Annotated in this window: 23 protein-coding genes; 17 read left to right on the top strand and 6 right to left on the bottom strand. The window is 71.1% G+C overall.

Annotated elements, in window-relative coordinates; translation table 11 throughout:
* Nucleotides 1–67 precede the first annotated feature (67 nt).
* The 4 genes from OIE67_RS16635 (at nucleotide 68) to OIE67_RS16650 (ending at nucleotide 4,450) form a co-directional block, all read left to right on the top strand.
* Entirely contained in the window at nucleotides 68–1,429 is a 1,362-nt protein-coding gene (locus tag OIE67_RS16635) for an ABC transporter substrate-binding protein (protein WP_326641245.1), read from the top strand.
* A 5-nt stretch (nucleotides 1,430–1,434) separates the two neighbouring features.
* Nucleotides 1,435–2,349, top strand: a complete 915-nt coding sequence (locus OIE67_RS16640) for a carbohydrate ABC transporter permease (RefSeq protein ID WP_326641246.1) — start codon at nucleotides 1,435–1,437, stop codon at nucleotides 2,347–2,349.
* The gene (locus OIE67_RS16645; RefSeq protein WP_106246507.1) at nucleotides 2,346–3,170 is read left to right on the top strand and encodes a carbohydrate ABC transporter permease; all 825 of its coding nucleotides are present in this window, start codon (nucleotides 2,346–2,348) and stop codon (nucleotides 3,168–3,170) included. The genes OIE67_RS16640 and OIE67_RS16645 overlap by 4 nt, the downstream gene beginning before the upstream one ends.
* Nucleotides 3,171–3,280: 110 nt before the next feature.
* On the top strand, nucleotides 3,281–4,450 hold the full coding sequence (locus tag OIE67_RS16650) for a glycoside hydrolase family 68 protein (RefSeq protein ID WP_326641249.1): 1,170 nt from the start codon (nucleotides 3,281–3,283) through the stop codon (nucleotides 4,448–4,450).
* A gap of 61 nt (nucleotides 4,451–4,511) precedes the next feature.
* On the opposite strand, the gene OIE67_RS16655 is transcribed toward OIE67_RS16650, so the two are convergent.
* Both OIE67_RS16655 and OIE67_RS16660 read right to left on the bottom strand, forming a co-directional pair.
* Nucleotides 4,512–5,204 carry a TIGR03943 family putative permease subunit gene (locus OIE67_RS16655; RefSeq protein WP_326641251.1) on the bottom strand — a complete coding sequence of 231 codons (693 nt, stop codon included), beginning with the start codon at nucleotides 5,202–5,204 and terminating at the stop codon, nucleotides 4,512–4,514.
* The gene (locus OIE67_RS16660) at nucleotides 5,201–6,226 is read right to left on the bottom strand and encodes a permease (protein WP_326641253.1); all 1,026 of its coding nucleotides are present in this window, start codon (nucleotides 6,224–6,226) and stop codon (nucleotides 5,201–5,203) included. The genes OIE67_RS16655 and OIE67_RS16660 overlap by 4 nt, the downstream gene beginning before the upstream one ends.
* 234 nt (nucleotides 6,227–6,460) lie before the next feature.
* Between OIE67_RS16660 and OIE67_RS16665 the strand changes: the two genes are divergently transcribed.
* The 6 genes from OIE67_RS16665 (at nucleotide 6,461) to OIE67_RS16690 (ending at nucleotide 10,054) form a co-directional block, all read left to right on the top strand.
* Nucleotides 6,461–7,477 (top strand): FecCD family ABC transporter permease, encoded by a 1,017-nt coding sequence (locus tag OIE67_RS16665; protein ID WP_326645375.1) that lies wholly within the window; start codon nucleotides 6,461–6,463, stop codon nucleotides 7,475–7,477.
* Nucleotides 7,477–8,304, top strand: a complete 828-nt coding sequence (locus OIE67_RS16670) for an ABC transporter ATP-binding protein (protein ID WP_326641255.1) — start codon at nucleotides 7,477–7,479, stop codon at nucleotides 8,302–8,304. The genes OIE67_RS16665 and OIE67_RS16670 overlap by 1 nt, the downstream gene beginning before the upstream one ends.
* Nucleotides 8,301–9,293 carry an ABC transporter substrate-binding protein gene (locus tag OIE67_RS16675; RefSeq protein ID WP_326641257.1) on the top strand — a complete coding sequence of 331 codons (993 nt, stop codon included), beginning with the start codon at nucleotides 8,301–8,303 and terminating at the stop codon, nucleotides 9,291–9,293. Before OIE67_RS16670 ends, OIE67_RS16675 begins: the two co-directional genes overlap by 4 nt.
* Before the next feature lie 103 nt (nucleotides 9,294–9,396).
* The gene (locus OIE67_RS16680) at nucleotides 9,397–9,696 is read left to right on the top strand and encodes an ABC transporter ATP-binding protein (RefSeq protein ID WP_326645847.1); all 300 of its coding nucleotides are present in this window, start codon (nucleotides 9,397–9,399) and stop codon (nucleotides 9,694–9,696) included.
* Entirely contained in the window at nucleotides 9,606–9,842 is a 237-nt protein-coding gene (locus OIE67_RS16685) for an ATP-binding cassette domain-containing protein (protein WP_326641259.1), read from the top strand. The genes OIE67_RS16680 and OIE67_RS16685 overlap by 91 nt, the downstream gene beginning before the upstream one ends.
* Nucleotides 9,843–9,868: 26 nt before the next feature.
* Nucleotides 9,869–10,054, top strand: a complete 186-nt coding sequence (locus OIE67_RS16690; protein WP_326641261.1) for a hypothetical protein — start codon at nucleotides 9,869–9,871, stop codon at nucleotides 10,052–10,054.
* On the opposite strand, the gene OIE67_RS16695 is transcribed toward OIE67_RS16690, so the two are convergent.
* Nucleotides 10,042–11,058, bottom strand: coding sequence for a hypothetical protein (locus OIE67_RS16695; RefSeq protein WP_326641263.1), 1,017 nt, complete (start codon nucleotides 11,056–11,058; stop codon nucleotides 10,042–10,044). The two genes, OIE67_RS16690 and OIE67_RS16695, sit on opposite strands and share 13 nt — an antisense overlap.
* Nucleotides 11,055–11,600: a SigE family RNA polymerase sigma factor gene (locus OIE67_RS16700; RefSeq protein WP_326641266.1), complete on the bottom strand. Its 546-nt coding sequence runs from the start codon at nucleotides 11,598–11,600 to the stop codon at nucleotides 11,055–11,057. The genes OIE67_RS16695 and OIE67_RS16700 overlap by 4 nt, the downstream gene beginning before the upstream one ends.
* A 52-nt stretch (nucleotides 11,601–11,652) precedes the next feature.
* Here OIE67_RS16700 and OIE67_RS16705 point away from each other — a divergent pair, with 52 nt between their 5' ends.
* Complete coding sequence (locus tag OIE67_RS16705; RefSeq protein WP_326641268.1) at nucleotides 11,653–12,189, top strand: SMI1/KNR4 family protein; 537 nt, start codon at nucleotides 11,653–11,655, stop codon at nucleotides 12,187–12,189.
* A gap of 329 nt (nucleotides 12,190–12,518) precedes the next feature.
* Nucleotides 12,519–13,424 carry an AraC family transcriptional regulator gene (locus OIE67_RS16710; RefSeq protein ID WP_326641270.1) on the top strand — a complete coding sequence of 302 codons (906 nt, stop codon included), beginning with the start codon at nucleotides 12,519–12,521 and terminating at the stop codon, nucleotides 13,422–13,424.
* A 16-nt stretch (nucleotides 13,425–13,440) separates the two neighbouring features.
* Here the strand turns inward: OIE67_RS16710 and OIE67_RS16715 are convergent, their stop codons facing one another.
* Nucleotides 13,441–14,436, bottom strand: coding sequence for a helix-turn-helix domain-containing protein (locus OIE67_RS16715; protein ID WP_326641272.1), 996 nt, complete (start codon nucleotides 14,434–14,436; stop codon nucleotides 13,441–13,443).
* A 71-nt stretch (nucleotides 14,437–14,507) separates the two neighbouring features.
* Between OIE67_RS16715 and OIE67_RS16720 the strand changes: the two genes are divergently transcribed.
* From OIE67_RS16720 to OIE67_RS16740, 5 genes are all read left to right on the top strand, one after another.
* Nucleotides 14,508–14,966 carry a rhodanese-like domain-containing protein gene (locus OIE67_RS16720; protein ID WP_326641274.1) on the top strand — a complete coding sequence of 153 codons (459 nt, stop codon included), beginning with the start codon at nucleotides 14,508–14,510 and terminating at the stop codon, nucleotides 14,964–14,966.
* Nucleotides 14,967–15,070: 104 nt separating this feature from the next.
* Complete coding sequence (locus tag OIE67_RS16725; RefSeq protein WP_326641276.1) at nucleotides 15,071–15,406, top strand: YciI family protein; 336 nt, start codon at nucleotides 15,071–15,073, stop codon at nucleotides 15,404–15,406.
* Complete coding sequence (locus OIE67_RS16730) at nucleotides 15,403–16,710, top strand: RNA polymerase sigma factor (RefSeq protein ID WP_326641278.1); 1,308 nt, start codon at nucleotides 15,403–15,405, stop codon at nucleotides 16,708–16,710. Before OIE67_RS16725 ends, OIE67_RS16730 begins: the two co-directional genes overlap by 4 nt.
* Complete coding sequence (locus OIE67_RS16735; protein WP_326641280.1) at nucleotides 16,707–17,201, top strand: DinB family protein; 495 nt, start codon at nucleotides 16,707–16,709, stop codon at nucleotides 17,199–17,201. The genes OIE67_RS16730 and OIE67_RS16735 overlap by 4 nt, the downstream gene beginning before the upstream one ends.
* Nucleotides 17,202–17,329: 128 nt before the next feature.
* Nucleotides 17,330–18,211 (top strand): alpha/beta fold hydrolase, encoded by an 882-nt coding sequence (locus OIE67_RS16740; RefSeq protein WP_326641282.1) that lies wholly within the window; start codon nucleotides 17,330–17,332, stop codon nucleotides 18,209–18,211.
* Between the two features lie 20 nt (nucleotides 18,212–18,231).
* Here OIE67_RS16740 and OIE67_RS16745 read toward each other — a convergent pair whose 3' ends face one another.
* Nucleotides 18,232–18,951 carry a hypothetical protein gene (locus tag OIE67_RS16745; protein WP_326641284.1) on the bottom strand — a complete coding sequence of 240 codons (720 nt, stop codon included), beginning with the start codon at nucleotides 18,949–18,951 and terminating at the stop codon, nucleotides 18,232–18,234.
* Nucleotides 18,952–19,138 lie beyond the last annotated feature (187 nt).

Genomic DNA, 19,138 nt, shown 5'->3' on the forward strand with positions numbered 1-19,138 from the left:
ACGATTTAGCAACGGAGTGGGGACATCTGCCGCGCGCCGGTCGTCCCCAGCAGCAGAGGAGATCCACATGGCTCGTCGAGTCCGCTCCGGCAGGTCAGGGGCCGCGCTGGTGATCGCCCTGGGGACGCTGGCCGCCGCCTGCGCGGCACCTGGCGGCAACAGTCCGCAACCCCAGGCCACCGCCACATCCCCGGCGTCGGCGGCGCCCGCCTGCGGCTCGGCGCCCATCACGATGAGCGGCTACTTCGAGACCGGCTTCCCGCTGCCCAAGGCGCTGACCACCGAGTTCACCAAGCAGAACCCGAACGTGACGTGGAACGTCCGCGAGGACCAGTTCGCCGTCATCACGCAGAACGCTCCCCGCGTGCTGGCGGACAACCCGCCCGACCTCATGCGCCTGCCCCAGGTCTCCGAGCTGGTCAAGGACAACCTGCTGAAGAACCTCGACGGCTACGCGACGGCCTTCGGCTGGGACAAGTGGCCGGCCTCCCAGCTCGAGCAGCTGCGCCTGGGCCAGGGCGGCCGCCCGCGCGGTGAGGGCTCCCTCTACGCGCTGGGCCTCAACATGAGCATGACCGGCCTGTTCTACAACAAGAAGCTCGCCGCCCAGATCGGCATGTCGGAGCCGCCCGCCACCCTGGCCGAGCTCGACCAGGCCCTCGACAAGGCCAAGCAGGCCGGCCTCACGCCCATCATGCAGTTCAACGGCGGAGCCACCGGCGGCCTGGCGTTCCCGCTGCAGAACCTCATGGCCTCCTACGGCCCCGCCGCGCCCATCAACGACTGGATCTTCCAGAAGCCCGGCGCCACCATCGACACCCCGGCGAATCTCCAGGCCACCCAGCACCTGGAGAAGTGGATCAAGGCCGGTTACTTCCAGAAGGACGTCAACGCGGTCGACTACGCGACCATGATGAGCCGCTTCATCGACGGCCAGGGCCTGTTCATGTTCAACGGCGACTGGGAGTCGGGCAACCTCGACAAGCAGATGGCGGGCAACGTCGGCTTCACCCTGATGCCGCCCGCCGAGCAAGGCGGCAAGCGCGCCGCCATGTCGGCGCCGCTCACCTTCGGCATCGCCGCGAACGCCAAGAACGCCGACTGCGCCGCCTTCTTCCTCAACTGGGTGGCCACCGACAAGCGGGCCCGCGAGATCGGCGTCGAGATCGGCGGATCACGCCCGATGGGGCCGGCCGACGCGTACATGCCGGACGTGGCCGCGGACAAGGTCACCGCGAGTACCCTGGCGGCCGGGGCGGACATCGCCAAGGACGACGGCGCGATGGACTTCATCGCCAACGCCACCGGCGCCATCTACGCCAAGAGCTGGACCCCCAACCTGCAGAAGCTGGTGGCCGGCAAGCAGACGCCGCAAGGGCTGCTGAAGACCGTCCAGTCCGACTACGCCGGCCAGCTCGAAGGGAACTGAACGAGGTGACACCCCGGTCCGCGCACCGGCGGCCGGCCGCCACCCGACTGCGCGGTGCGCGCGGCCTGGCCGGCTGGCTGTTCGTCCTGCCCGCGCTCGCCTTCTACACGGTGTTCGTGCTGCGCCCGATCACCCTGACCTTCCAGTACTCGCTGTACGACTGGAACGGCATCGGCCCCTCCACCTGGGTGGGACTGGCCAACTACGGCAAGGTCTTCACCGACCCCGACCTGTTCGACTCCCTCGTGAACGCCTTTCAGCTCATCGTCTTCTTCAGCGCGATCCCGGTCGTGCTCGGCCTGGCCGTCGCCGCGACGATCAGGCGCATCGCCGCCAGCCGGCTCGCCCTCGTGGCGCGTACCGTGCTCTTCCTGCCCCAGGTGATCCCGCTGGTCGCGGCCGGCATCGCCTGGAGCTGGCTGCTGGCCTCCACCGGCGTGGTCAACCAACTGCTCACGCTCGCCGGCCTCGGCGGGGTGACCCGCGCCTGGCTGGGCGACTTCGCCACCGCCCTGCCGGCGGTCGGCATGATCGGCGCGTGGGTGCTGCTCGGCCTGTGCACGCTGCTGCTCCTGGCCGGTATGAGCAAGATCGACCCGGCGCTGTACGAGGCGGCCAGGCTGGACGGCGCCGGGCCGTGGCGGGAGTTCGTCTCCATCACGGTGCCCAGCCTCCGCCAGGAGATCGCGGTCTGCGTCACCGTGACCGTCATCGCGGCCCTGGCCAGCTTCGACATCGTCTACATCGCCACCCAGGGCGGCCCGGGCAACACCACCATGGTGCCCGGCCTGCAGATCTTCTACCTGGCCTTCTCCGAACGCGAGGTGGGCACGGCCTCGGCCCTGGCCATGGTCCTCATGCTCCTCGTGATCGCCTGCGCCCTGCCCATCCAGTGGTTCGCGAAGGACGGCAGCAAATGATCACCGGCCGGCGGGAGGCCTGGACCGGCAGGCTGCTGCTCATTCTCATGATGGCGGTCACGCTCCTGCCGTTCCTCAGCCTGTTCGTCACCGCCCTGCACCCCTCCGGCACCTACCCGGCCGGGCTCGCCTGGCCCGGCGACCCGCAGTGGGGCAACTTCCTGCGCGCCTTCGAGGCCGCGAACATGGGCGCGCTGCTGTGGTCGAGCACCCTCATCGTGCTGGGCGTGGTGCCGATCTCGATCGTGCTCGGCACGATGGCCGGCTTCGCCATCGGTCACCTGCGCGTCATCGGCGGCCGGCTGGTCTTCCTGCTGTTCGTGCTCGGCCTGACCCTGCCCTTCGAGGGCGTCATCACGCCGCTGTACTACCAGATCCGCGACATGGGGCTGCTCAACACCCGGTGGGCGATCATCCTGCCGCTCATCGGCCTCTTCATGCCGTTCAGCGTCTTCTGGATGCGCGCCCACTTCGTCAACATGCCCGGCGAGCTGTCCGAGAGCGCCCGTATGGACGGCGCCAACGTGTGGCAGCTGTTCCGGCGCATCCACGTCCCGCTGGCCATGCCGGCGATCTCGTCCCTGGGCATCCTGCTGTTCCTGTGGACCTGGAACCAGTTCCTGCTGGCCATCGTCCTGGTGGACGACCCGGCCAAGCGCACCATGTCCGGTGCCCTGGGCGCCTTCCAGGGCCAGTGGGGGACCGACATCCCGCTGCTGTGCGCGGGGTCGCTGCTCATCCTGACCCCCACCCTGGTGATCTTCCTCGTCTTCCAGCGTCACTTCGTCAAGGCCCTGCTCCAGGGCTCACTGAAGGGGTGATGACGCAGGTCCTCGCACCTGCCGTCGCCCACCACGTCCCACGAGCGAAAGCGGAGGTCGTCCATGTCTGTCCGAGCGGAACCACGGGGCGCGCGAGATGCGGCGACCGCGTGAGCGGTGCACGAACGGCGCGCTGGACCCGCCGGCACCTCGACCTGCTCACCGAGGATGACGCGACCACGGCGCCCCTCTTCGATCCCGCGGCCCTGCCGCGGATCCTGCCCGGCCACGACCTCTGGGATCTGTGGCCGATCCAGGAAGAGGACGGCTCGACCAGCGTGGCCGCGGGCCGCGAGCTGTGGATGGCCCTGTCGGCTCCCGCCCTCGGCCACCCCGAGGAGCGGCACGACCGGGCCAGGATCCGCCTGCTCGGCAAGAAGGGAGCCGCGTGGGAGGACCTGGGGAACGCCTTCCCCGACGGCGTCTCGCCCGGTAGCCGCGAATGGTCCGGATCGGCGATCCGCCGCCCCGGCGGAACCGTGTCGGTGTACTACACGGCCGCCGGGCGGCGCGGCGAGGCGCGTCCGACGTACCGGCAGAGCGTCATCGAGGCCCGTCCCACGCTGATCGCCGACGGCGACCGGATCACGCTGCGTCACGACGTCCCCCACCGCGAGGTCCTGCGCTCCGACGGGCGGAGGTATCTCCCGGCCGACGAGGACGACGGAGCGCCCGGCCGCATCAGGGCCTGGCGCGATCCTGGCTGGTTCCGCGATCCGGCGGGCGGCGGCGACCGGCTGCTGGTCGCCGCGTCCACGGCCTGGAAGGACACCTTCACCGGCGCCATCGCCCTGGCCGGGCCACGGGACGGCGCCTGGTCCCCGCTCCCGCCGCTGCTCGTCGCCGAAGGTGTCAACCACGAGCTCGAACGCCCGCACGTGGTCGTGCACGACTCCCGGTACTACCTCTTCTTCTGCACCCAGCGCCACAACTTCCACCCGGCCGGCCGCGCGCCCACCGGCCTGTACGGCTTCGCCGCGCCCGCCCTGACCGGGCCGTACGAGCCGCTCAACGGCTCCGGGCTCGTGATCGGAAACCCCGCCGGGCAGCCGGACCAGGCCTACGCCTGGCTGGTGCTGCCGGATCTGCACGTCGTCAGCTTCGCCAACTACCGGTCACACCCCGGTCTGGATCTCCGGTACGCGCGGGCCGCGCAGGCACGGGCCGGCTTCGGCGGTACCGCCGCCCCGACGCTCAAGCTGACCCTGGACGGCCTGAGCAGCCGCGTCCTTCCGGCGGCGGAAGAGTCGCGGCGCGTCCCCGGCCGCTCCTCGACGTGAACGGACCGGACACGCGCCGAGCACCGTGGGACATCGTCTCCAGCCGTGCTCGGCACACGCCCTATTCGTACGGCTCGGCCGGCCGCCCGACGGCCGTCACGGCGGTCGCGGCCAGGGCCGGAACCACGTAGTCGTCCGGCACACCGTCCTGCCAAGCAACCCAGGTCCCCGTGACCGCCACCCACGCGTCCTCCGGCGGGGCGGCCACCCCCTGGACGGCCACCTCCAGCGCGAGCGCGTCGGCGGCGCAGCAGCCGATCCGCATCCGGGTCAGATACCAGCCCCCGTCGTCCCCGGCCCGTACGGCGAAACCGACCAACCGGACCTTCCGCCCGGCCAGCGACGGCCCGGTCCGCGCGTACGCACGGCCGATGAACTCGCCCAGCGTCAGCTCCGTCACCTCGCCTCCCGCCAGCGCGCGGTAGCCCTCGGCCCGGACGGGCGCCGGCGGGCCGTTGTCGCGCCTGGCAGCGAAGGCGCCGAGGGCGGGCGGGGCGATGAGCACGATGACGAACGCCGGCACGGCCAGCAGCCACGCCACCCGCGTCACCCGGTGATCGGCGGCCCCGGGCCGGTCCAGCACGTCGGCGATGACGGACAGCAGGCCGAGCAGGATCAGCACGGCTCCGGCCGCCACGAGCAGCGGCCGGAATCCCGGTCTGACGTAGTTGAGGTACGTCGTGGAGAACGCGGAGACGCTCAGCACCGTCGCGCCCAGGATCAGCAGCACGGCGCCCTGCGCCTGACGGCTCACGGCAGCGCCCACCCGGCCACGAAGCTGACCCCGATCGCGAGGACCAGCGTGAGCGGCGCGAACCGCGCGGTGAAGGCCCGGCCGAAGGTGCCCGCCTGCAGGGCGATGAGCTTCAGGTCCACCATCGGCCCGACCACCAGGAACGCCAGCTTGGCGGTGGGGGAGAACGCGGTGAACGACGCCGCCACGAACGCGTCGGCCTCGGAACAGATCGACAGCAGCACGGCCAGGAACGCCAGCACCAGCACGGACACGACGGGCACCCCGGCCACCGTGGTCAGCCAGTCGCGCGGGATCACCACGTTCAGCGTCGCCGCGGCCAGCGCGCCGACCACCAGGAACCCGCCGGCGTGCAGCAGGTCATGACGCATCGCGTCCACGAAGACGCTCCCCCTGCCCGCGCGGGTCCCGGCGGTGCGGCGGGGCACCGGCAGCCACGCGGCGCGCCCGAACCGGGTCCAGATCCAGCCGGCCAGCACCGCCACCGCCAGCGAGGCGGCGAACCTGGCCACCACCATCGACGGGTCGTCGGGAAAGGCCACCGCGGTGGCCACCAGCACCACCGGGTTGATCGCCGGGGAGGCCAGCAGGAACGCCAGCGCTGCCGGCGGCGCGACACCGCGCGCCATCAGCCCGGAGGCCACCGGCACCGACGCGCACTCGCAGCCGGGCAGCACCGCCCCCGCCAGGCCCGCCACCGGGACCGCCGCGGAGGTCCGCCGGGGCAGCGCCCGCGTCCAGAACGAGGCGGGCACGAACGCGGTGATGGCCGCCGACAGCGCCACGCCCAGCACCAGGAACGGCAGCGCCTGCACGCACACCGCCACGAACACGGTCGCCCAGGTCCGCAGCGCCGGATGCGTCAGGTGCGGCGCGAGCAGGAACCGTCCCGCCACCAGCAGGGCCACGAGGACGATGAACGCCCACGGCAGCCGGAACCCGGCCGGGCCCCGCTGCGACCCGGACTCCGGCGGCCGGTCACTTCCGGGGACCGGCCGATCCGCCGTACTCGGCTGCGACATCACTCTCCCACCCACACGGACGCAGATTCGCGGGAGCAGGCTAACGCGGCTGTATCAACCCTTACACCCCGGTGCGTACGACTCATGGGTGATGGTACGGTCTGCCGGAAATGATTCTCATTTTCGGGAGTGTCGTTGAGAGCGTTGCGTGAGTCAAGTTCATCGGACTCCGGCGTGGCGGCCCTGGGAGCCGATGATTCACCCATCGGCGGAGCGGCGGGGCCGGCCACGCCGATGGTCGTCGTCCTGCTGGCCGGCCTCCTCGCGGGGTCGGTGCTGCTGGCGATCGGCCTGGGCGCCGCGGCCGTGCCGCCGGCGGAGACGCTGCGCTTCCTGTGGGCGGCCGTGACCGGCGGCTCGATCACGGCCGAGGACGTCACCGCGTACCAGATCATCTGGCAGGTCAGGACGCCGCGCGTGCTGCTGGCGGTCCTGGTGGGGGCGGGGCTCAGCGTCGTCGGCGTGGCGATCCAGGCGATGGTGCGCAACGCGCTGGCCGACCCGTTCGTGCTCGGCGTGTCGTCGGGGGCGTCGGCCGGGGCGGTGCTGGTCAGCGCCACCGGCGCGCTCACCGCCCTCGGGATCTACGCGGTGTCGGCCGGCGCGTTCCTCGGCGCGCTGCTCGTCTCCGCACTGGTCTACCTGGCCTCGCGCGGCTCCGGTGGCCTGCTGCCACTGCGGCTGGTGCTCACCGGGGTGGCGATGGCGTTCGGATTCCAGGCACTGATGAGCCTGATCGTGTACTTCGTCCCGGACGGCGAGTCGACGAGCACGGTGCTGTTCTGGTCGATGGGCGGCTTCGGCGCGGCGACCTGGGGAGCGCTGCCGGTCGTGGCGGTCGTCACCGTGGTCACCATCGTGGCGCTGCGCCGCTCCGGGCGGAGCCTGGACGTGCTCGCCCTGGGCGACGAGACGTCGGTGAGCCTGGGCGTGGACACGGTCAGGCTGCGCAAGGGCCTGTTCGTGCTGACGTCGCTGGCCACCGGCGCGATGGTCGCGGTCAGCGGCGCGATCGGCTTCGTCGGGCTGGTGATGCCGCACCTGGTGCGGCTGTGGGCCGGGGCGGCGCACGCCCGCGTGCTCACCGTCGCTCCACTGGCCGGGGCGATCTTCATGGTCTGGGCCGACCTGGTGGCCAGAACCCTGGTGGCGCCGCGCGAGCTGCCGCTGGGCGTGATCACGGCGCTGGTGGGCGTGCCGGTCTTCGTCGTCCTGCTGCGCCGCCGCGGCTACCTGTTCGGCGGCCGCTGATGACCCGGCTGCTGCTGGACGATCTGTCGGTGTCCATCGACGGCACCGCCGTCGTCAGGGACCTGGCGCTCGCCGTCGCCGATGGGGAAGTGGTGGGGCTGGTCGGGCCCAACGGCTCGGGCAAGACGACGGCCCTGCGGTGCGTGTACCGGGCGTTGCGGCCGGCGGGCGGCGCCGTGTGGATCGACGGCCGGGAGCTGTCGCGGATGCCGCTGCGCGACAGCGCCCGCGTGATCGCCGCCCTCACCCAGGAGGGGCGGGCGGATCTCGATCTCACGGTCGAGGAGGTCGTCGCCCTCGGCCGCGCCCCGCACCTGCGCGGCAACCAGGCGCTCAGCGCCCGCGAACGCGAGCTGTGCCGCCAGGCGATGGCCCGGATGGAGGTGCTGCACCTGGCCGGGCGCGGCGTGCTGGCGCTGTCCGGCGGCGAGCGCCAGCGCGTCCTCGTCGCCCGCGCGCTGGTGCAGGAGCCCCGGGTGCTGGTGCTCGACGAGCCGACCAACCACCTCGACCTGCACCACCAGATCCGGCTGCTGTCGATGCTCAGAGGCGCGGGACTGAGCGTGCTCGTGACCCTGCACGACCTCAATCTGGCCGCCTCCGCCTGCGACCGGCTCGCCGTGCTCTCCCGCGGGGTCCTCGTCGCGTGCGGCCCGCCCGCCGAGGTTCTCACCGAGGACCTCCTCCGCGAGGCGTTCGGCGTCGAGGCGAACGTCGTCCCCCACCCGCTCACCGGGGTCCCTCAGGTGCTCTACGACCTCGGCACGGCCACGGCCACGGCCACGGCCACGGCCACGGCCACGGCCACGAAAGGAAAACTGAAGTGAAGACAGGCACTCCCGCCGCGCTCCTGGCGGGCGCGCTCCTGCTCGCCGGATGCGGCGCGCAGGTGGAGGGCGGCGACACCGCCGCGCGTACGGTGACGGTCAAGAGGTGCGGCGAGGACGTCCCCTACACCACGCCCCGCCGCGCGGTCGTCTACGAGGGCGGCAGCGCGGACAAGATGTTCGCCCTCGGCCTGACCAGGCACGTGCACGGCTACGTCATGCCGCCCGCCAACCCGCCGGTCACCGAGTCGCCTTGGGCGGCCGAGTACGCCAAGGTGAAGTTCCTCGGCGACGACCTGCTCAACCGGGAGCTCGTCGTGGACGCCAAGGCCGACTTCGTGGTGGCCGGCTGGCGCTCCGGCTTCAGCGACCAGCGCGGCATCACCCCGGCCATCCTCGACGGGTTGAAGATCCAGAGCTTCATGCACACCGAGTCGTGCTTCAACTATCCTGGCCACCCGGAGCGGGTGACGCCGTTCGAGGCCCTCTACACCGACCTCGAACGCCTCGGCCGGATCTTCGGCGTCGAGGACCGGGCCCGGGCCCTGATCGCCGGCTACCGCCAACGCGTCGAGGCCGTCGAGGCCCAGGCGCCGAAGGGCGACCCGCCGCCCGTCTTCCTCTACGACTCCGGCACCGACAAGCCGTTCACCGCGGGCAGCCAGGTGCCGCCCACGGACATCATCCGCTTCGCCGGCGGCCGGAACGTCTTCGGCGACCTGGACGCGCGCTGGGGCGAGGTCACCTGGGAGGCTGTGGTCGAGGCCGAGCCAGAGGTCATCGTCATCCTGGACTACGGCGACAAGCCCGCCGCCGAGAAGATCAGGTTCCTCAAGGAGTTCCCCACGACCAGCAAGCTGCCCGCCGTGGTGAACGATCGCTTCTACGTCCTGGACTACAACGAGGGCATCAGCGGGCCGCGCAACATCGACGGGCTGGAAGGGTTCGCGAAATACCTGCGCGAGCTTCGGACAGCCGCCACCCGGTAGCCGTTTCCGTCCATCGCGCTTGGAGGAGACCACAGGTGATCGCGTCCACCGGTTCGGACACGTCGCGGTCCGTCCTGCGTGACAGGCGGTTCGTCCGGCTCTGGTGCGGTACCACCGCCTCGGGGCTGGCGACCCCCTCGCCCGCGCCCAGCCACCGCTCACCGGACGCGTCGAGCTCCACGGCCGGCCCATCACCGACCTCTCGCCCCGCGAGCTCGCCGCGGAGCTGGCCATCGTCCTCACCGACCGGGTCGCCGCCGGGCAACTGCTCGGCTACGACCTCGTCGCCCTCGGCCGCGCCCCGTACACCGGATGGTTCGGCCGGCTCGACGACACCGACAGACGCACGATCGAGCGGCCCTCGACACCACCGGCTCCGGGCACCTGGCCGGCCGCCCGGTGACGGAGCTCAGCGACGGCGAACGGCAGCGCCTCATGATCGCGCGGGCGCTCGTCCAGCAGCAGCCCTCCGTCCTGCTGCTGGACGAGCCCACCGCGTTCCTCGACCTGGCCGCCGGCTGGAGCTGGTCAAACTGCTGCTCTCCCTGACCCACGAGCACGGCCTCGCCGTCCTGATGTCCACCTACGACGTCGAGCACCTGCTGCGGCACGCCGACTCGGTCTGGCTGGTCACCCCCGAACGCGAGCTGATCACCGGAGCGCCGGAGGAGCTCGGGCTGGGCGGGCACCTGCGGCGCATGCTCGGCGACACCGCCGCCTGCGCGACGGCGGCTGACGGAGGGCGGAGCTATCTCCGGTAGACGCCGATGGCCCAGTTCACCGGCCGGTTGGTGGACTCGCCCCAGAGCCCCACCCGCCCCGTGACGGTGACCCGCTTGCCCTTGGGCACCGTGAACTCCTCCATCGCCGTCGGGAACGGGCCCTCCTTCCAGATGCCGCAGCCGGAGCGCGTGGGCGACTCCTGGCCGTCGATCTGGTACGTGAACCACATGCGTCCGGCCAGGGCGCCCGAGCAGATCTGGTCGATGCCGACGGGGTCGCCGGTGCCCACCACCTGCATCTCGAACGTGGACCGGCCCGGCCAGACGCCCCTGAACTGGGCGAGCAACTTCTTGCCGGCCAGCCGCTCGGGCATCGCCCTGACCGGCTCGGGGAGGATCGTCCGGGCGGGCGGGATCCACTCGTAGACCGCGAGGTCCCAGTCGGAGCGCTGCGGCTTGACCGGCTCGCACGGCCCGTTCTTGGTCCGCGTGACGCAGCCCCAGCCGGAGGTGCTCCGGTCGAACGTGACCGTGACCTCCTTGGCGTCCGCCGGCACGATCAGCGGACGCAGGTCCATGTCCTTGGGGCACGGCGCGAAACCTCGCGGGCCCGTGTTCCTGCCGTTCACCAGGATCCGTGGCGGCGCGCTCATCTCGCCGTCGCACCGCGCCGCGACGTCCAGCGGATTTCCGGTGACCGGGACCGTGACCGAGGTCTTCACGCCCGACGCGACGAGCCTGGTCGCGGCCAGCCGGCGGTACACGGTGCCGTCGGGGGCGGTGTAGCGCTCGGGCAGGCCGGGCGCGGGCTCGGCGGTCACCGTCGTCGCGGCCGGCTCCTCGGCCGTACCGGGCAGCAGGGCGACGGTCACCACGACGGCGGCCACCACCGACACCACCGACACCACCCCGCCCGCCATCGCCCGCCGGCGCAGCCGGGTCCTGCGGATGCGCGCGCGGACCTCGTCGTGGCGGTGCGGGTTCGCGGGCGACGGCCTCTCGGCCCGCTCACGCAGGACGTCACGCAGATCTTGTACGGTCACCGGCGCAGCTCCTTCACCATCGCCTCGTCCTGTCGCAGCTTGGCCAGCGCCTTCGCGGTCTGGCTCTTGACCGTGCCCTCCTGGCAGCCCAGCAGCCCGGCCACCTCGCTCACGGGCAGGTCCTCGTAGAAACGCAGCACGATCACCGCGCGCTGCCGGGCCGGCAGCCGGCCCACCGCCCGCCACAGGTCCGCCCGCCCATCTGCGGCCGGATCGCCGCCCGGGTCGTGCCGCACCGCCTCGGGCAGCTCGTCGCTCGGTAGTTCTCGGCGCCATCGCCGCCGCCACCACGAGGTGTACGTGGTCACCAGCACCTTGCGCACGTACGCCTCGGGCTCGTCGATGCCCGGCCAGGCGAACCACGCCTTGGCCAGCGACTCCTGCAGCAGGTCCTCCGCGACGCCCCAGTCCCGGGTCAGCAGGTACGCGGTACGTAACAGCCGATCCGACCGCGCCACCACGAAATCCTGAAATATCGCCCTATCCGCCAACTTGACGTGCCTCCTGTACGAGCCGGTTGACGGTACTGACGCATCGACCACCCCACCAGGTTGCCCGCGCCGAGGGTCGGCCCCGACCGTTAACCTGCGAGCCATGGCGTACGATCACGCACCTCTCGACAGGCTCGCCGCCCTTATTCCCCCGCCATCGTCGCCCCTTTTCGGCGCGCGCGCATGGGGTGACATTTTTTCCGATATGGGCTTACGCCTTCCGGATGACTATGTCGCTTTCATAGAACGCTACGGCAACTGCCAATTCGCTCGCTGGCTCGGCATCAGCGACATGCGTCTTCTCGACAAGGATGATTGTGCTCGAGTGGCTCAGGAGATGGATTACTATCGTGAGTGGCGAGAGGACGCTCCTGAAGAGTGCTCCCTTCCCATGTGGCCGGAACCTGATGGATTCTTTCCCTGGGGTAGCACCGTCGACGGCGATTCGATCGGCTGGATGACCGTCGGCAAGCCCGAACAATGGCCGACGATCGTCGTTCCACACGATTCTGAGCAAGAGTCGACCATCGCGGAGACCATGACGGAGTGGTTGCTCGCGTGGGCGTCCGGCAACCGATACCGCAGCAGCCTCCTTACGCGGGGTTCCGCATACCATCCGCCGGTGTGTGAGAGGTGGTAAGCGGGCTTTAGCCGCTCGATGGCCGCCTGTACCTGGCGCCAGGAGCCTGCGAGCCGAGAGGCCAGCTTATCGGTGATCCGCGCAAGCGCGACTTATTTAGAAGTACTTGGAACTGTTTGGGTTTTCCTGCACAGTGTCGCGGCCTCTCGCTAGCCTGCTGACCGCAGGAGGAAAGTCCATGATCATTGCGTTGTGGAATGGCATGGATATGCCCGATCCGAGAGTGTGCGGGGGATTGCAGCGCGATGAAGAATTCAATCTCGCCGAGGCCGGAAAGTGCCTCGGCGTTATCGGGGAGATATCCCGCCGTCAGTGCGGGGGTCGATCAGTTGCGGGATCTGCTGGAGCAGCAGTATCCGTCGTACTTCCTTAAGATCATCAAGCCGCATCCGCGCGGCGCTCGGCACCAGTTGCTCCACAGAGGAAAGGCCACGCTCTACACCGCGTCATACGGGGGAGAGATCAGGACCGGGACGTCGGAGTCGCTCAACTTCTACGCGATCATGCCGTTGCGCGGGGCCGGTTCTGTGACGCTCGACGGGGAGGACGTCAGCGCGCCGATCTCCCTCATCGGCCCCCAGCAGAAGATCGACATGCGGTGGAGCGTCGATCACGACGTCATGGTGATGCAGATTCCGTCGGCGCTGCTGCAGGATGCGCTGGAGCCTTACCTGGGTGATCCGGTCAAGGAGCGGTTGCGGTTCGAACCGGGGGCGGATCACGGCAGCGCGCTCGGGCGCACGTTCAGAATGTTGTCGTCGGTCGGGACGGCCGGTTCGCTGCCCTTCTCGGCCTCGAAAATCGCCGAGCACCACTTCGAGCAGTTCCTGCTGCACACCCTGCTCTCTTCCCAGCCGCACAACTACTCCCACGAGCTCGGCGAGCTCCCCGCCTCGTGGACCCCGGCCGCTCTGCGGCGGGCGACCCGCTACTGCGAAGATCACGCCGGCGAGCCGATCAGCCTGAGCGACATCGCCGCCGCGGCCAGGGTCAGTGTCCGCACCCTCCAGCTCGGTTTCCGCGAGCATCTGGAGACCACCCCGATGGCCTATCTCCGTTCGGTACGGCTGGCGCACGCCCACGCCGATCTGGTCCGCGTCGCCGGGACGGACAGCCCGATGACTGTCACGGACGTGGCGCTCCGGTGGGGATTCACCCACCTCGGCCGGTTCGCCGCTCTGTACCGGCAGACCTACGGCCGGCCGCCGTCCAGCACCCGGCAAGGACGTCGGTAACGCACCGCGGCGGCCGTCAGCGGGCGTGAGGGGCGGCCGGTTCGCCCGTGTGGAAGGCGCTGCGGTACGCGGACGGCGACGTCCGCATGATGGCGGCGAAATGGTGGCGGTAGGTGACGGACGTGTCGAAGCCCACGGCTCTGGCGATCCTCTCGATCGGCGTGTCCGTCGTCTCCAGGAGCGCGAGGCTCGCCTGGATCCGCTGGTGGATCAGCCACCGGATCGGGGTGGTGCCGGTGGCGCGGGTGAAGTGCCGCAGGTAGGTGCGGGTGGACATGTGCGCCAGACCAGCTAGTTTCTCGGCCGTGATCGCCTCGGTGAGGTGGGCCAGGGCCCACGCGATGCTGCGGGCGATGCGATCGTCGGCCGGGTCGGCGGGCAGCGGAGCTTCGATGAACTGGGCCTGTCCGCCGTCGCGGTGCGGCTGGACCACCAGCCGCCGGGCGACCGCGTTGGCGATCGCCGGGCCGTAGTCGCTCCTGACCACGTGCAGGCACAGGTCGAGGCCGGCGGCGCTGCCGGCGCTGGTGAGCAGGGGGCCGTCGTCGATGTAGAGGACGTCCGGGTCGAGGCCGACCTCGGGGTGCCGGCGGCGGAAACGGTCGGCGTAACGCCAGTGGGTGGTGGCCGGCCGGCCGTCCAGCAGCCCCGCACCGGCCAGGGCGAACGCGCCCGAGCAGATGGACATGATCCGCGCGCCCCGGTCGAAGGCCCGGCGCAGCGCGGCGACCAGCTCCGGTGACGGGCCGGCGGTGATGTCGGGCACGCCGGGCACGATGACCGTCTCGGCGGCGGCGAAGGCGTCCAGGCCGTGGGGCGTGTGCAGGCTGGCCCCGCCGATGACGCGTACGGGGCCGGGTGTTTCCGCGCAGACGGTCAGCTCGTACCACGGCACCTCGAACTCCGGCCTGGGCAGGCCGAACACCTCGGTGACGATGCCCAGCTCGAACACCGACATCCCGTCGTAGGCGAGCACCGACACGGTCGGCCCCCGCCGGGTGGGTCGCAGCATGGCGGAATGTTAGCGCCCGTCGTCACTGACGCCACTGGCCGCGGTGGTGGGACCGGGCCGAGGATCCTTCCATGTCATTCGTCCTTTCCCCGTCGCCCGCATCCGCCGGGCAGGCCGTCGCCCACTTCGCCGCGAAGCTGTCGTACGAGACCGATGTCAGTGACGTCCACAGCGACCTGGAGGCCGGCGCGCCCGGGCTCGTGGTGGTGGACACTCGCGGCCCCGACGCCTGGGCGCAGGGGCACGTTCCCGGCGCGATGCACCTGCCCACCAGGCAGATCCCGACGAGAGCCGCGCGGGAGATCCCCGCCGGCGTCGTGGTGGTCACCTACTGCTGGGGGCCGGGCTGCAACGGCTCCACCAAGGCCGCGCTGGCGTTCGCCAAACTCGGCTACCAGGTCAAGGAGATGATCGGCGGCTACGAGTACTGGGTGCGTGCGGGCTTCCCGGTCCGTACCCCGGCCGGCCTGCGGCGGCGCGAGGGGGACGACCTGACCGTGGTTCCCGCGGGAGTCACGTGTGACTGCTGAGCCGACGCTGCAAAAATAATCGGGAAAGTTCTGCGCGCGGGTGTCCGGTCGGGTGGTCGCCGTTCGTCACTAGGGTGAATCGCCGAACACCTGAGGAGCGCGACATGAAGTACATGATGTTCGTCTGCAGCGACACCGAGCCCGACACCGACCAGCGGAACCTGCCCGACATCGACGCCTGGGTGGCCGAGAACGACGGCCGCGGCCGGCGGCTGGACGGGTCGGTGTTCGCGCCCGAGTCCTCCGCGACCACGGTGCGGGTACGGGAGGGTGAGCTGATCCTCACCGACGGCCCGTTCGCCGAGACCAAAGAGGTGATCGTGGGCTTCGACCTGCTCGAATGCGCCGACCTGGACGAGGCGATCGAGGTCGCCCGTACGCATCCGATGGCCCGGCTGGGGCGGCTGGAGCTGCGGCCGCTCGCCGTCGACGGTCAGTGAGCACGTCCCTGGAAGCGGTGGCGGCCGACGCCTACCCGCGGATGGTCGCCACCCTGATCCGCGTCACCGGTGACTGGACGCTGGCCGAGGACTGCGCCCAGGAGGCGCTGGCGGCCGCCGTGCAGCGGTGGCCGCAGGAGGGCGAACCTGGCAATCCGGGCGGCTGGCTGATGACGGTGGCCCGCCACCGGGCCATCGACGCACTGCGCCGCGCCTCCGTCGAGCGCCGCAAGCTCGCGGAGGCGGCGGCGCTCGCGCCGGCCGAAGCCTATGAGGCCGACCAGATCGACGAGGTCATAGGGGAGGAGGAGGTCGTGGACGATCGGCTGCGGCTCGTCTTCACCTGCTGTCATCCGGCGCTGGCGCTGGAGTCGCGCGTGGCGCTGACGTTGCGGACGATCTGCGGAGTTCCCGCCGCGGACATCGCCCGTGCGTTCCTGGTCACCGAATCGACGATGACGCGCCGCCTGACCAGGGCCAAGAGCAAGATCGCGGACGCGGGGATCCCGTACCGGGTGCCGAGCGGGCCGGCGCTGGCCGAGCGGCTGCCGGGGGTGCTGGCGGTGCTGTATCTGCTGTTCACGCAGGGGTACAACGCCGACGGGCGGCCCGCGTTCGCGGAGGAGGCGATCCGGCTGGCCCGGCTGCTGCGCCGGCTGATGCCGGGGCAGGGCGAGGTGTCGGCGCTGCTGGCCCTGTTCCTGCTGCAGCACTCCCGCCGGGCGGCCCGGCAGGACGACGAGGGCAACCTGCTGCCCCTCGACCGGCAGGACCGCTCCCGCTGGGACGCCGCCGCCATCGCCGAAGGACTGGACGTGCTGGCCGAGGCGCAGCGGGACAGCCCGTACGCGCTGCAGGCCCGCATCGCCGCCTGCCACGCCACAGCCCCGTCGGTGCCCGGCACGGACTGGGCCGAGATCGCCCGCTGTTACGACGCGCTGGCCGGGATCCGGTCCACACCCGTGGTCGAACTGAACCGCGCCGTCGCCCACGGCTACGCGCACGGGCCACGGGCCGGGCTGGCGCTGCTGGCCAGGGCGCGGGAGGGCGGCGCGCTGGACGGGCATCCGCTCGCCATCGCCGCCGAGGCCGACCTGACCGCCCGCGAGGGCGACCGCGACCGCGCCGCCGCCCTGTTCCGCCAGGCGGCCGCCGCCGCGCACACCGAACCCGAACGCCGCGCCCTGCTGGACCGCGCCGCCGAGACCGAACGCTCAGCACCGCAGGACCGCGCCGCTGACATCGAACGCCAGGCGCCGCCGGGTCGCGCCGCCGAGACCGCACGAAAGGAGCTTGGATCATGATCAGCGCTGAGACCGAGGCGTTGCTCGCCTTTCAGAACAACCAGCGGCAGCACGTCCAGGGCATTCTGGAGGGCCTGAGCGAGGCGGACCTGCGGCGGCCCGTGCTGCCGTCGGGCTGGAGCTGCCTGGGCCTGGTCCGGCATCTCGCCCTGGACGTCGAGCGGCACTGGTTCCGCGCCGTGATCGCCGGCGAACCGGCGGTGATCGACGTCCTGGACCGGGCCGGTGACTCATGGAAGGTCGGCTCCGAGGAGTCCGCCGAAGCCGTCCTCGACGACTACCGGCGCCAGATCGAGGCCGCCGACGCCGTCATCGCCGCCACCCCGATGGACGCGGAGCCCGCCTGGTGGCCTGACCGGTTCGGCAAGTGGCGGCTGCGCACGGTGCGGGAGATCTTCCTGCACGTCATCACCGAGACCGCCTGCCACGCCGGCCACCTCGACGCGGCCCGCGAGCTGCTCGACGGCCGGAGGTGGCTGGTCCTCTCGTGACGCGTCAGGTGCCGGCCGGGCACAGCTGGTCCGCGCGTCAGCCGCTGGGCCGGGCACGAAGATCGGCGCTCGGCCGGGCCGCTCATAAATATCAGCGTTCGGCGGCATATAACCGCTACCGTGCCTCCATGCTGGACACACACGAACGATTCGTGACCTCAGGGCCGCTGCGCATCTGGACGGAACGGGCCGGAGACCCCGAACGTCCCGCCGTCTTGATGATCATGGGATCGGCCGCGCAGGGGATCAGCTGCCCTGACGAGCTCGTCGGCCGGCTGGTCGAGCGTGGGGTCCAGGTGATCCGGTTCGATCATCGGGACACCGGCCGGTCCAGCGTCGTGGACTTCGACGCGCACCCGTACACGATCGGCGACATGGCCCGCGACTGCCTGGCCGTGCTGGACGGTTACGGGCTGAGCTCCGCTCACGTGGCCGGAGCCTCTCTGGGCGGGATCATCGCGCAGTGGCTGGGGGTGCACGCGCCGGACCGGGTCCGGTCCCTGACGCTGATGTCCAGCTCGCCGATGGGGCACGATCCGAGCGCGGCGTGGGCACGGGCGCAGGCCGGGGAGCCGGCCGACCCGGACGACCTGCCGCCGCCGGCGCCGGAGTTCCTCGCCCATGTGGCCGCCGATCTGCCGCCGGGCGTGGAGTCCGACGTGGCGCTGTTCCGGGTCTTCAACGGTCCGGTACGGCCGTTCGACGAGCGCGCGGCCAGAACGATGCTGGAACTGGCGCTGTCGCGGGCCGCCGACCCGGCGGCCGCGGCCAACCACCACCGGGCCGTGTGGATGGACGACCCCGGCCTGCTCGCCCCGCTGTCGTCGATCACCGCGCCGACCTCGATCGTGCACGGCGACCAGGACCCGGTCAATCCGCTCGCCCACGGCGAGGCCCTGGCCGCCGCGATCCCGGGCGCGGTCCTGCACGTCGTGCCCGGAATGGGCCACGTCATGACCTCACCCGGCCTGCCCGAGGAGGTCGCCGACCTGATCAGGATCGACGACTGAGCCGGCGCGGGGGAACGAGGTCAGCGGAACTCGGTCGTCACCGTGGCCGGTGCCGGTGCCTTGACCGACACCTTGCCGCCCCACCCGGTGTACCGGCTGTCCACGGTGCTGGTGTAGGTCGTCCCGTCCTCCGTCAGCGCATAGGTGGAGCTCACCCGGCTGACCAGGCCTGAGGAGGACAGGGTGAGCGTGTAGGAGATCTTCACGCCGTCGGCTTCCTTGCTGAGCATGGCGGCGGACACCCAGGCCGAGACGGTCTTGAGTTCCTTGAGGGTGATCGAGCCTGAGACGGTGTTCCCCTTGGCCGTGCCCTTCTCGAGTAAGCGGGCCAGGGTCTTCGTCTCGGCGGGGTTGATGAACTGCGACCACGAGTCGGGCATGCCGCGGTTCTTCTGCTTATACCAGGTCTTGTCCTCAGGCAGCAGACGCTCGTACAGGCCGCCCGAGTAGTAGCCGGTCTTGCCGATGCCGATCACGCGCTGCCGTTCGTCGCCCTCCTCCATGCTGATGTCGAACGCGGCGACGCCCTTCTTGCCGAACTGGAAGACGCCCTTGATGTCGCGGGCGCCCCGCTCGTTGGTGCCGTCCGTCCAGGTGACGTTGCCGGTGAAGTGCACCCCGTGCCCGGGGACGATCTTCGCGTTCAGGGCCTTGACCGGGTCCTTGGGGGCCGCGTGCGCGGGCGTCGCGGTCATGGTCAGCGCGGCGAGGGCCGCGGTGGCGATGAGTGCTTGTTTCATGGCAGGTGATCATGCCGGACGGCGGTGACAACCTGGGGCCCTAGATCGTCCGCGACCGCTCATCGTTATCCGGATGATGCGGCTCCTCGGTGGCCGTCGCGTATCGGGAACAGGCTTGCTCCCGCCATCCGTGTTCCGGGCCGAGGCGGGGCTGACCAGGGGCGTATACGGAGTGTGTGCCGGAGAT

The organism is Nonomuraea fuscirosea (assembly GCF_035917475.1).
Taxonomy (GTDB): Bacteria; Actinomycetota; Actinomycetes; order Streptosporangiales; family Streptosporangiaceae; genus Nonomuraea; species Nonomuraea fuscirosea.

Bases quoted from the DNA above. Each gene is read 5' to 3' on its own strand.
- OIE67_RS16635 (WP_326641245.1), top strand. From the start codon at position 68: ATGGCTCGTCGAGTCCGCTCCGGCAGGTCAGGGGCCGCGCTGGTGATC.
- OIE67_RS16645 (WP_106246507.1), top strand. From the start codon at position 2,346: ATGATCACCGGCCGGCGGGAGGCCTGGACCGGCAGGCTGCTGCTCATT.
- OIE67_RS16660 (WP_326641253.1), bottom strand. From the start codon at position 6,226: ATGTCGCAGCCGAGTACGGCGGATCGGCCGGTCCCCGGAAGTGACCGG.
- OIE67_RS16665 (WP_326645375.1), top strand. From the start codon at position 6,461: ATGGTCGTCGTCCTGCTGGCCGGCCTCCTCGCGGGGTCGGTGCTGCTG.
- OIE67_RS16670 (WP_326641255.1), top strand. From the start codon at position 7,477: ATGACCCGGCTGCTGCTGGACGATCTGTCGGTGTCCATCGACGGCACC.
- OIE67_RS16685 (WP_326641259.1), top strand. From the start codon at position 9,606: ATGGTTCGGCCGGCTCGACGACACCGACAGACGCACGATCGAGCGGCC.
- OIE67_RS16690 (WP_326641261.1), top strand. From the start codon at position 9,869: ATGTCCACCTACGACGTCGAGCACCTGCTGCGGCACGCCGACTCGGTC.
- OIE67_RS16705 (WP_326641268.1), top strand. From the start codon at position 11,653: ATGGCGTACGATCACGCACCTCTCGACAGGCTCGCCGCCCTTATTCCC.
- OIE67_RS16715 (WP_326641272.1), bottom strand. From the start codon at position 14,436: ATGCTGCGACCCACCCGGCGGGGGCCGACCGTGTCGGTGCTCGCCTAC.
- OIE67_RS16720 (WP_326641274.1), top strand. From the start codon at position 14,508: ATGTCATTCGTCCTTTCCCCGTCGCCCGCATCCGCCGGGCAGGCCGTC.
- OIE67_RS16725 (WP_326641276.1), top strand. From the start codon at position 15,071: ATGAAGTACATGATGTTCGTCTGCAGCGACACCGAGCCCGACACCGAC.
- OIE67_RS16735 (WP_326641280.1), top strand. From the start codon at position 16,707: ATGATCAGCGCTGAGACCGAGGCGTTGCTCGCCTTTCAGAACAACCAG.
- OIE67_RS16740 (WP_326641282.1), top strand. From the start codon at position 17,330: ATGCTGGACACACACGAACGATTCGTGACCTCAGGGCCGCTGCGCATC.
- OIE67_RS16745 (WP_326641284.1), bottom strand. From the start codon at position 18,951: ATGAAACAAGCACTCATCGCCACCGCGGCCCTCGCCGCGCTGACCATG.